Origin of the sequence: Kitasatospora sp. MBT63, from assembly GCF_000710465.2 — a bacterium.
Lineage (GTDB): Bacteria > Actinomycetota > Actinomycetes > Streptomycetales > Streptomycetaceae > Kitasatospora.
Window position 1 is genome coordinate 2,044 of record NZ_JAIZ01000254.1, and the last position, 10,489, is coordinate 12,532.

Annotated in this window: 10 protein-coding genes; 7 read left to right on the forward strand and 3 right to left on the reverse strand. The window is 73.5% G+C overall.

Going from position 1 to position 10,489, the window contains the following annotated elements; translation table 11 throughout:
- Together AA75_RS16135 and AA75_RS16140 are read left to right on the forward strand one after the other, a co-directional pair.
- On the forward strand, positions 1-687 hold a 687-nt coding region (locus AA75_RS16135; protein ID WP_051812538.1), incomplete at its 5' end, for an SDR family oxidoreductase.
- Complete coding sequence (locus AA75_RS16140; protein ID WP_033820732.1) at positions 684-1,220, forward strand: VOC family protein; 537 nt, start codon at positions 684-686, stop codon at positions 1,218-1,220. The genes AA75_RS16135 and AA75_RS16140, both read left to right, overlap by 4 nt.
- A 30-nt stretch (positions 1,221-1,250) precedes the next feature.
- On the opposite strand, the gene AA75_RS16145 is transcribed toward AA75_RS16140, so the two are convergent.
- Positions 1,251-2,186 carry a hypothetical protein gene (locus tag AA75_RS16145; RefSeq protein WP_051812540.1) on the reverse strand — a complete coding sequence of 312 codons (936 nt, stop codon included), beginning with the start codon at positions 2,184-2,186 and terminating at the stop codon, positions 1,251-1,253.
- Between the two features lie 116 nt (positions 2,187-2,302).
- Between AA75_RS16145 and AA75_RS16150 the strand changes: the two genes are divergently transcribed.
- From AA75_RS16150 to AA75_RS16170, 5 genes are all read left to right on the forward strand, one after another.
- Positions 2,303-3,049, forward strand: a complete 747-nt coding sequence (locus AA75_RS16150; RefSeq protein ID WP_233289036.1) for a response regulator transcription factor — start codon at positions 2,303-2,305, stop codon at positions 3,047-3,049.
- A 118-nt stretch (positions 3,050-3,167) separates the two neighbouring features.
- Entirely contained in the window at positions 3,168-5,222 is a 2,055-nt protein-coding gene (locus tag AA75_RS16155; RefSeq protein WP_051812542.1) for a sensor histidine kinase, read from the forward strand.
- Between the two features lie 163 nt (positions 5,223-5,385).
- Complete coding sequence (locus AA75_RS16160) at positions 5,386-5,631, forward strand: hypothetical protein (protein WP_033820734.1); 246 nt, start codon at positions 5,386-5,388, stop codon at positions 5,629-5,631.
- A 158-nt stretch (positions 5,632-5,789) separates the two neighbouring features.
- Positions 5,790-6,464, forward strand: coding sequence for an epimerase (locus tag AA75_RS16165; protein WP_233289037.1), 675 nt, complete (start codon positions 5,790-5,792; stop codon positions 6,462-6,464).
- Positions 6,465-6,687: 223 nt separating this feature from the next.
- Positions 6,688-8,013 carry a M28 family metallopeptidase gene (locus tag AA75_RS16170; protein ID WP_033820743.1) on the forward strand — a complete coding sequence of 442 codons (1,326 nt, stop codon included), beginning with the start codon at positions 6,688-6,690 and terminating at the stop codon, positions 8,011-8,013.
- A 78-nt stretch (positions 8,014-8,091) separates the two neighbouring features.
- On the opposite strand, the gene AA75_RS16175 is transcribed toward AA75_RS16170, so the two are convergent.
- Both AA75_RS16175 and AA75_RS16180 read right to left on the reverse strand, forming a co-directional pair.
- Positions 8,092-9,807 (reverse strand): acyl-CoA dehydrogenase family protein, encoded by a 1,716-nt coding sequence (locus tag AA75_RS16175; protein WP_033820735.1) that lies wholly within the window; start codon positions 9,805-9,807, stop codon positions 8,092-8,094.
- Positions 9,808-9,868: 61 nt separating this feature from the next.
- Positions 9,869-10,411, reverse strand: a complete 543-nt coding sequence (locus tag AA75_RS16180; protein ID WP_033820736.1) for a PadR family transcriptional regulator — start codon at positions 10,409-10,411, stop codon at positions 9,869-9,871.
- Positions 10,412-10,489 lie beyond the last annotated feature (78 nt).

Here is a 10,489-nt window from a genome sequence, read left to right on the forward strand (position 1 = left end):
CCGTTCCGCCTCGACCTGGCCGATCCGGCCGGCGCCGCCGCCGCCGTCGAGCGGGCCGCCGAGCAGTTGGGCGGGCTGGACGTCCTGGTCAACTGCGCCGGGGTCAACCGCCGTTCACGCTTCCTGGTGGAGCAGCTGGACGACTGGCGGCGGATCCTGGACATCGACCTGACCGGCCCGTTCGCCTGCGCCCAGGCGGCCGCCCGGCTGATGGCCGCGCGGCGGCGCGGCGGCCGGATCGTCAACGTCACCTCGGTGCACGAGTTCGTCCCGGTGGTCGGCGGCGCCGCGTACTGCGCGGCCAAGGGCGGGCTGGGCGAGCTCACCAAGGTGATGGCGGTGGAGCTGGCCCCGTACGGGATCACCGTGAACTCGGTCAGTCCGGGGGAGACCGCCACCCCGATGAACGGTGTGCCGGAGGGCCGCGACGCCGCCGACTACCGGCGCCCGGCGATCCCGGCCGGCCGCCCCGGCCGGGCCGCGGAGGTGGCCGCCGCGGTGGTCCACCTCGCCTCGCCGCAGGCCGCGTACACCACCGGCATCACCCTCACCGTCGACGGCGGCCTGAGCCTGACCGGAGCCCTGGCCAATCAGCGCTACGTCCACGAGCAGCAGTACGCCGAGGAGGAGTCGGAGGCCCACCGGCGCCCGGGCTCCGTCCCCGCCCCCGCCGGGAGGCCGTCATGAGTGCGATCCCCGGTGCGCTCGCCGTGCACCACGTCGCCTACACCGTGCCCGATCTGGACCAGGCGGTGGAGTTCTTCACCGGTGTGCTCGGCGCCCGGCTGCTCTACCGGATCGGCCCGGTCGAGGACCCCGAGGGGGAGTGGATGACCCGTCAGCTCGGCGTCCACCGCGAGGCGCGGGCCTGGATCGCCATGCTGCGGCTCGGCCCGGTGACCAACCTGGAGCTGTTCGAGTACCGCTCGCCCGACCAGCGCCGGGTGCTGCCGCGCAACAGCGACTGGGGAGGCCACCACCTGGCCATCGCGGTGGAGGACGTCGACGCCGCCGCCGCCCACCTGCGCGCGCAGCCGGGTGTGGAGGTGCTCGGCGAGCCGCAGACGGTCACCGACGGCGGCCCGATCCACGGTGACCGCTGGGTGTACTTCCGCACCCCGTGGGGCCTGCAGCTGGAGATCCTGCGGATGCCGCCCGGCATGCCGTACGAACTGGACACCTCCGACCGGCTCTACTCGCCCTCCGAGAGCTGGAGGTGACCGGGACGGCGGGCGCGCCGTGGGCGCCGTTCAGCGGTGCAGGGCGAAGTCCTCCAGCGAGACGCTGTACGCGTGACGGTCCGGCCGGTACCCGACGCAGTAGCTGCGCGGGTACCAGCCGGGCTGCTGCCAGGCCTTGGGCTGTTTGACCGGTGAGCAGGCGGTGGCCGGGTCCGAGGTCCGCGCGTCGCGCAGCGTCGCCAGGGTGACCATCGGCTCCAGGAAGGTGATCCGGGCGTCGTAGGAGCCGTAGACGAAGGTCTTGGTGAACGGTGCGCCGTGCCACTCGGGGGAGGTGAGGTCGGGCAGGTGGTTGCCCATCGCGACCTCGGTGATGTTCTTGTTCTGGTGGTCGGCGGGGAGGTACTCGGCCGGGACCGGCCGGGTGGCCGTCGCGTAGTCGGCGCAGTTGGTCAGGCCGCGGCACGGGCCGGGCCGGATCGCGTCCCGTTCGGCCTTCGGCTGCAGGTAGAAGTGGTTGTCGAAGTGCGGCCGGTCGAAGACCGCGGCCGGCGGGTGGCCCATCGGGTTCCAGTTGACCAGGGCCCACTTCAGCGGCATGTCGGGCATCCGCAGCAGCGCCGCCGGCAGCGGGAGCACCCGCTCGTGGCTGCCGGCGCACTCGGTCATCGGGTCGGTCCGGCCGTCGCCGTCGACGTCGAAGCAGTGGTGGCCGTCGGTCATGGCGGTCGGCAGGTGGTCCAGCGCGCGGTCCGAGTAGAGGATGCCGACCGACAGCGGCCGGCCGTGGTCCAGCCGGGCGTAGGTGCGCACCAGGCCGTCGCCGAGCCGCTGCGGCGTGCCGAGCGCCAGGCACGGGCGGAGCGGGCCGGTGCCGGGGCAGCCGTCGAGGGCGGCCGTCCAGGGCGCGGCGGCCGGTGCGGCCGCGGCGGGGACCGCGGTGGCGGCCAGTGCCCCGAGGGCGAGGGCCAGCCGGGCGGCGGTCCGCAGGAGTCTTGGTGCCATGGCGGCGGCCTTTCGCGACGCTCCGATGGGTGGACCGTCGGAGGATCCCCCGGTAATCGCCGCCGTCCCCGCATGTCACCAATAGTCACCCTGATGGCACTGGTAGTGTCCGCGGCGTGGCTGATCAGCAGAGCGGTGCCCCATCGGTGCGTGTACTGATCGTCGATGATCATCCGCTGTTCCGCGAGGGGCTCCGGGCGGCGCTGGAGAGCGCGGACGGCGTCGAGGTGGTGGGGGAGGCGGAGACCGTGGCCGCCGTTCCGGGCGCCGTCGCCGAGCACCGGCCGGACGTGGTGGTGCTGGACCTGACACTGCCCGACGGCTCCGGCCTGGACGCGGTCCGTCTGCTCTCCGCGCAGCCCCCGGGGCAGCCCCGGCCGGACCCGTCCGTCCCGGCCGGACCCCTCGCGGCCGGGGTCGCGCCCGAACCGGACGGCTCGGCCGTCCCCGTCCTGATGCTGACCATGGCCGACGACGACGGCAGCCTGCTCGCGGCGCTGCAGGCCGGGGCGCGCGGCTACCTGGTCAAGGGCGCAGGCCGGGACGAGGTGCTGCACGCCGTCCGGACGGTGGCGGCCGGCGGCGCGGTGTTCGGCGCCGGGATCGCCGCCCGGATCACCACCCTGCTGTCCGGCAGCCGGCTGCGCGAGGCCGGGCAGCTCTTCCCCGCGCTGACCGCCCGCGAGGCGGAGGTGCTCGACCTGGTCGCCCGCGGCCTGGACAACCGCCGGATCGCCCGGGAGCTGTTCGTCGCGGAGAAGACCGTCCGCAACCACGTCACCCACATCTTCGAGAAGCTCCACGTCGCCACCCGCGCCGAGGCCGTCGCCCGGGCCAGGGACATGGGCCTGGGCGACTCCTGAGGGCGGTCCCGGCCGCGCGGTGGGGCCGGACGGGACCGCGGCCCCGTGCACCCGGGACACCGGGCCGACCAGGATGGCCACCCGCAGCACGAGGAGGACCGACACCCAGGAGGAGCCGATGAGCCGGCACACCGCCCTCGCCCCCGCCGAGATCACCAGGGACCGCCGGCTCGACGCGGCGTTCTGGATCTGCGGGACCACCATCCTGGCCGCGCTCTGCTGGGTGGTCCTCGCCCTGACCCACCTCGGCGATCCGCGGGTGGGGCCGTACCTGGTCGACGACGGGCTGCTGGTCGCCGTCGACGTCTGCTTCGCGCTGGTCGGGCTGTTCCTGATGGTGCACCGCACCCTGCACGGCCCGGGCTCGGTCTTCCTCGCCGCCGGCCTGCTGCACTCCCTGCGGATGCTCGCGCTGCTGGCCGCCGCACTGGCCGGGGCCGGCCCGGTGGCGGTGGACGCGCTCACCGTGCTGGTGCTCGCCTCCGACATCGCCTACGCGCTGACCGTCTACGCGCTGCCGCTGTGGCTGCCGTCGGGCCGGCTGCCGTCCGGCCGCTGGAGCTTCCTGTTCCCGCTGCTGGTGCTCTGGGTGGCCGCCCACGAGTACTACCTGGTGGCCGGCACCGCCGACTGGTACGGCCTGGCCAACCCGCTCGGGCACGGCGGGTGGGCCGTCCTGTACGACCGGCTGGGCTCGCTGTTCGGCTCGGTGGACGTCTGGGAGGCGCCCGCCGTCGCGCTGGCCGCGCTGCTGGTGGCCGCCGTGCGCTGGTACCGCTCGCGCCGGCCGCACCTGCGGATGCTCGGCATCCTGATCCCGTACCTGATCTGGCTGGCCGCGGTCTTCCTGCCGTACCCGCTCGACTTCGACGGGCGCTGGCTGTTCTACCTCGGCGCGGCCTCCTGGGCGGTGGGCGTGGCCTTCGCCTTCGCCGGGGACCGCTCGGCCTACCTGGACCGCTCGACCCGGCGGGTGATGGCCGCCTTCGTGCTGGTATCCCTGCTGGTGCTCGCCAACGCGGTGCTCGGCTACCTGATGTACCGCCTGCTGCCGGCCGCCGCCACCGCGGACGCCCGCTGGCTGGCCTTCGCGGCCCTGGTGATGGGGGTGCTGCTGCGCCCGGCGGCCGGCTGGGTGCTGCACGCCGTCGACCGGTACTACTACGGCCGGCGCGCCCATCCGTACCAGGTGGTCCGCAGGCTCGCCGAGCGGCTGAGCCTGGCCGTCGACCCCGGCGACGCCCCCGGGCTGCTGTGTTCCACCGTGGTCACCTCGCTCGGCGTGCCCGGTGCCCGGGTCACCATCACCACCGCCGGCGGTCGCAGCGAGGTCGCCGCGGTCGGGCAGTGCCCGCAGGACGCCGAGCGGCTGCCGCTGCGCTTCGAGGGCGCCGAGATCGGCGAACTGCACGTCGCCCCGCGCCCCGGTCGGGGCGGCCTGGACCGGCAGGACCGCGAGGTGCTCGGCTTCCTCGCCGACCAGGCCGCCCCGGCGATCGCCTCGCTGCGGCTGTACGAGGAGCTCCAGGCCAGCCGCAAGCGGATCGTGCTGGCCCGCGAGGAGGAGCGCCGCCGGCTGCGGCACGACCTGCACGACGGTCTCGGCCCGGCACTGTCCGCGGTCCGGCTCCGGCTGGACACCGCCCGTTCGGCGGCGGGCCCCGGCTCCGCGCTGGACGGGTCGCTGCTGGCGGCGTCCGAGGGCATCGGCGGCGCCATCAAGGAGCTGCGCGGGATCACCGACGGGCTGGCGCCCGCCGCCCTCGGGACCTGCGGCCTCGACGGCGCGCTGCGCCGGCTGGCCGGCGGTCTGGACGGGCGCACCCTGCGGGTCAGCGTGGAACTGGACCCGGATCCGCTGCCGCAGCTGCCGGCGGCGGTGGAGGTGGCGGTGTACCGGATCAGCGGGGAGGCGCTGAACAACGTGGTCCGGCACTCCGGGGCGACCAGCGCGACGCTGAGCCTGCGGGTCGAGGCGGACCGGGTGCTGATCTCGGCCCGGGACAACGGCGCAGGCTTCCCGAGCCACGGTTCCGACGCCGGGGTCGGCCTGCGGTCGATGGCGGAGCGGGCGGAGGAGCTCGGCGGCCGGTTCACGGCGGCGAACGACGCCACCGGCGCGGTGGTGACCGCGGCCATCCCGCACACCGCGGCACCCGGCCCGGTCGACTGACCGGCGCCGCTGCGGCGCCGTCCCGGAGGTGACCGGATGTAAGGGGGACCACAGGCCCATGCGGCCGGGACGGCCCGGCGGGGATATTCGGTGCAGAGGGGGGAACGGCTGGACCGAATCGCCCACCTGTTCGCAGGCGGGCGGGGAACCCGGAGGTACCGAGATGCAGGCGAAAGGCATAGGCAAGGCGGCGGTGTGGACGGTGGCACTCGCCACCGTGGTCGGAGTGTGGCGGACCACGGCCGGCCGTCCGCCGAAGCCGGTCGAGGCGGGCGGCCCGGGCCATCCGGACATCCCGCCCGGTGGCGGCGGCCGTCCGCCGCAGCCCGGCGAGCAGGCGGCCACCCGCGGCACCACGGTGGAGACGGCCGGCGGCAGCACCTGCGGACCGGGCCATCCGGCCAAGTGACCCTGTCCCACCGCCACCCGGACGGCCCGGCCGGTACGCGACCGCGTGCCGGCCGGGCTTCGTGCTGCCCGGGGTGGGGTCGCTGCCGCCCGGCGGCGGTGCCAGGATCGGGGGGGGCCGCCACGGGGCGGCCCACCGGGCATCCAGGGAGCGCAGCTGTGAGCGGACTGCAGGTCGTCGTCTTCGGCGCGTCGGGCATGGTCGGCCAGGGCGTGCTGCGCGAGTGCCTGCTGGACGACCGGGTGGCGGGCGTGCTCGCGGTGGTCCGCTCCCCGCTCGGCCGCTCGCACCCCAAGCTGACCGAGGCGGCGCTGGCCGACTTCACCGACCTGGCGCCGCTCGGTGACCGGCTCGCCGGGCTGGACGCCTGCTTCTACTGCCTCGGGGTCTCCTCGGTCGGGATGGACGAGCGGGCCTACACCCGGGTCTCGTACGACTATCCGCTGGCCGCGGCCCGGGTGCTGCTGGCCCGCAACCCCGGGCTGACCTTCACCTATGTGACCGGCGAGGGCACCGACCGGACCGGGCGTTCGCGGGCGATGTGGGCCCGGGTGAAGGGGCGGGCCGAGAACGACCTGATCGCGCTGGGGCCGGACACCTACATGTTCCGGCCCGGTTTCATCCAGCCCCGGCACGGCGCCCGGTCGCGCACCGGCTGGTACCGCGCCGGGTACGCCGTGACGGCCCCGCTGTTCCCGGTGCTGCGGCGGCTGGTCCCCGGCTGGGTGACCGCCACCGACACGGTGGGCCGCGCGATGCTGGCCGTGGCGGTGCACGGTGACACCGAGCGCGTGCTGTCCACCCGTGGGATCAACCGCCTCGGCGGGCAGTAGCCGCCGGGGCCCGGCCCGGTTCCGGACGGTCCCTCAGGCGGGCTGCGTCCGGTGCCCCTTGACGAAAGCTTTGCTTCGCTCAATCATCATGGTCGCGTCAAGTTAGTGCCGTCCCGCTGCGCCGCACCCCAATCGGCGCGCGGCCGACGTGTGCTGTCCCGGTCCAGTTCTGCCCCACCAGAATCCGGAGCCCTCCATGTCCGAGCCCGCCGTGCGGCGTGCGATACGGCGATCCCGTGTCCGCCGCTCCGCCGTGGCCGCAGTCGCGGCCGCCGCCGCTGCCGCCGCCACCCTCCTCGTCCCGGGCGGCGCCTCCGCCAGCCCGGCGCCCCGTCAGGGCGTCCTGGCCGCACCGGACATCCCGGTCGCCAACGTCAAGGCGCACCTCGCCCAACTGCAGTCCATCGCCACCGCGAACGGCGGCAACCGCGCCCACGGCCGGGCCGGCTACAAGGCCTCCGCCGACTACGTGAAGGGCAAGCTGGACGCCGCCGGGTTCACCACCGTGCTGCAGTCCTACACCTACAACGGCGCCACCAGCTGGAACGTCATCGCCGACTGGCCGGGCGGTGACACCGCGCACACCATCATGGTCGGCGCGCACCTGGACTCGGTCACCGCCGGCCCGGGCATCAACGACGACGGCTCCGGCTCGGCCGGCATCCTGGAGACCGCGCTGGCCGTCTCGCGGGCCGGTCTGCAGCCCGCGAAGCACCTGCGCTTCGGCTGGTGGGGCACCGAGGAGGCCGGCATGGTCGGCTCCAGCAAGTACGTCAACGGCCTGTCCAGCAGCGACCGTTCGAAGATCGAGGCCTACCTCAACTTCGACATGATCGGCTCGCCCAACCCCGGCTACTTCGTCTACGACGACGACGCCCGGCTGGACTCGCTGTTCAAGGACTACTTCACCGGCCTCGGCGTCGCCACCGAACCGGAGACCGAGGGCGACGGGCGCTCGGACCACTCGCCGTTCAAGAACGCCGGCATCCCGGTCGGCGGCCTGTTCAGCGGCGCGGACTACATCAAGACCAGCGCCCAGGCCGCCAAGTGGGGCGGCACCTCCGGCCAGGCCTTCGACCGCTGCTACCACGCGTCCTGCGACACCTCGGCGAACATCGACGACACCGTGCTGGACCGGATGAGCGACGCCATCGCGCACGCCATCTGGACCCTGGGCACCGGCAGCACCACGCCGCCCACCGGCACGGTCTTCGAGAACACCGCCGACCTCGCAGTCCCGGACGCGGGCGCCGCGGTGACCTCGTCCGTCACCGTCACCGGGGTGAGCGGCAACGCGCCCGCCGCGCTGCAGGTCGGCGTCGACATCAAGCACACCTGGCGCGGCGACCTGGTGATCGACCTGATCGCCCCGGACGGCACCGCGTACCGGCTGAAGAACTCCAGCTCCAACGACTCCGCCGACAACGTGATCACCACCTACACGGTGAACGCGTCCGGCGAGGCCGCCAACGGCACCTGGAAGCTCAAGATCCAGGACGTGGCCGCCCAGGACACCGGCTACCTCGACAGCTGGAAACTGACCTTCTGACCGGCGGCGCGCGTGGGGGTGCCGGGAGCAGTCCCGGCACCCCCACGCGGCCGTGCACCGGCCGGCCTGGCGGAACGGCTACGGCTGCATCTCGTAGGCGCCGGAGAGCGCCTCGACCTGCGACCAGACCCGGGCCGCGCGCCCGGTGTCGGCGACCGGGCGGCGGACGTGGGCCAGCGCCCAGGCGGCCTGCTCCTCGGTGGTGGAGGCCTTGCCGTGCAGCTCGGTGGCGTGCGCGGAGAAGTCCCGCACCAGGGCGTCGAATACCTGGTCCAGCACGTCGCGGCCTTCGTCGGACGCGGTGAGGCCGGTCAGCTCGGCCTGCTCCAGCACCAGCTGGCCGTAGACGACCAGCGCGAACAGCTGGCCGATCTCCAGCAGGAAGTCCAGGTCCTGCTGCTGCTCGGCGCTGGGCGCGTGCGAGAGCAGCAGCGCGCAGAAGCCGTCCGCCTGCTCGCGGAAGCGGGCCACGTTCGGGACGTCCGCGTGCGCGTCGTAGGCCGTGCGCCAGTCGTGGAAGCGGATCGCGCCCAGGCCCCGGGCCGGGCCCTGGCGGAACAGGAACTCGTCGTCCGCGGCGTCCAGGCGGCTCGGCACCGGCGCGTACTCGGCCGGGTTGAAGAGGTAGTTGCCCATGAACTTGAGGATCAGCGCCAGGTTGACGTGGACGGTGCCCTCGAGCTTCGGCAGGCCGCGGATGTCCTTGGCGGCCTTGTCGAAGTAGGTGTCCGCCTCGAAGCCCTTGGCCGCGATGACGTCCCACATCAGGTCGATGACCTTCTCGCCCTCGGTGGTGACCTTCATCTTGGTCATCGGGTTGAAGAGCAGGTAGCGGCGGTCATCGGGCGAGGCGGTGCGGAAGTAGTCCACCGCCCGGTCGCTGAACAGCTTCATCGCCACCAGGCGGGCGTAGGCGTCGGTCAGCTCCCGGCGCACGTGCGGGAAGTCGGTGACCTTCTTGCCGTACAGCACCCGGTTGTGGGCGTGGGTGAGCGCCTCGTACATCGCGTGCTCGCAGATGCCGACCGAGGCGGTGCACAGGTTGAACTTGCCGACGTTGACGGTGTTCAGGGCCGCGTCGAAGGCCGCCTTGCCGGTGTGCAGCACGTCCTCGGCGCGGACGGGGTACTCCTCCAGCCGGAACTCGCTGACGTACATCTGCGCGTTCACCACGTTCTTGACCAGGTGGTAGGCCTCGTGGCGGCTGTCGGCGGCGAAGAAGACGTAGCCCTCGGGGCCGTCGACGTCCGAGCGGCGGCCGAAGACCGAGACCAGGCCGGCCACGTTGCCGTTGCCGATGTAGTACTTGGAGCCGGTGGCGGTGAAACCGCCGTCGCCGTCCGGGGTGAGGATCATGTCGGTGGAGTAGATGTCCGCGCCGTGGGTGCGCTCCGACAGGCCGAACGCCATCACGTGGCCCTCGGTCAGCAGCTTGGCGGCGCGGGCCCGGACGGCCTCGTTCTCGCTCTGCCAGACCGGGCCGAGGCCCAGGATGGTGACCTGCCAGGTGTACCAGTAGCCGAGGCCGTAGAAGCCGAGGATCTCGTTCAGCTCGGCGTTGCGGGCGGTGTCCCAGCGCTTGGTGCCGTCGGCGGACGCGGGCGTCAGGAACTCCGCGAACAGCCCCTCCTTGGCGGCGAACTCCAGGAAGTCCGCGTACCAGGTGCGGTCGATGTAGCTGTCGATCAGCGTCTTCTTGCCGCGCGACTCGAACCAGTCCACGGTGGCGCGCAGCAGCCTGCGGGTCGGCTCGTCGAACTGCACGGGGTCGTAGGAGCGCGGGTTGAACAGCATGGTGGCTTCCCTGGGGGTCGAGGGTTCGAGGGCGGGGTTCGGTGGGCCTCGGGCTTCGGGCTCAGTGCGCGAGGCGGTGCAGGGTGGCGAGCACGTCGTCCAGCCAGGCGAGGGTCATCCGCTCGTACTCGATGCCGCCGCGCAGCACCACGTGCTGCAGCTCCTGGCGGGTGTCGAGGGTCGAGCCGGCCGGGAAGTCCCGCTGCTCGCCGGCCAGGTAGCGGGCCAGTAGCGCGGCGTGCGACTCCCGGTGGCGTTCGACCTCGGAGATCAGTGCGCCCGGGTCGTCGAAGGCGGCCGCCCGGATCTTGACGGCCAGCTCGTGCCGGACGGTCTCCGGCTCGACCGGCTCGCGCAGCCAGCCGGAGAGCGCGGCCCGGCCGGGGCCGGCCGCCGAGTAGACCTTCTTGTCGGGCCGGCCGTCCTGGGCGATCTCCTCGGCGGCGATCCAGCCGTCCGTCTCCATCCGCCGCAGCACCCGGTAGATCTGCTGGTGGGTGGCGGTCCAGAAGCGGCCGATCGACCGGTCGAACCGGCGTGCCAGCTCGTAGCCGGAGCCGGGCTGCTCCAGCAGCGAGACGAGGATCGCGTGCTCCAGTGCCATGGCCGCATCTTGCTATGCAACGAGTTGCATAGGCAACGGGGCCTGCCCGGGTTGAGACGCAGCTCACCCTCGAGGCTT

Excerpts from the sequence above, each read along its gene's own strand:
- AA75_RS16155 (WP_051812542.1), top strand. The coding sequence starts at position 3,168 with ATGAGCCGGCACACCGCCCTCGCCCCCGCCGAGATCACCAGGGACCGC.
- AA75_RS16160 (WP_033820734.1), top strand. The coding sequence starts at position 5,386 with ATGCAGGCGAAAGGCATAGGCAAGGCGGCGGTGTGGACGGTGGCACTC.
- AA75_RS16175 (WP_033820735.1), bottom strand. The coding sequence starts at position 9,807 with ATGCTGTTCAACCCGCGCTCCTACGACCCCGTGCAGTTCGACGAGCCG.
- AA75_RS16140 (WP_033820732.1), top strand. The coding sequence starts at position 684 with ATGAGTGCGATCCCCGGTGCGCTCGCCGTGCACCACGTCGCCTACACC.
- AA75_RS16145 (WP_051812540.1), bottom strand. The coding sequence starts at position 2,186 with ATGGCACCAAGACTCCTGCGGACCGCCGCCCGGCTGGCCCTCGCCCTC.
- AA75_RS16180 (WP_033820736.1), bottom strand. The coding sequence starts at position 10,411 with ATGGCACTGGAGCACGCGATCCTCGTCTCGCTGCTGGAGCAGCCCGGC.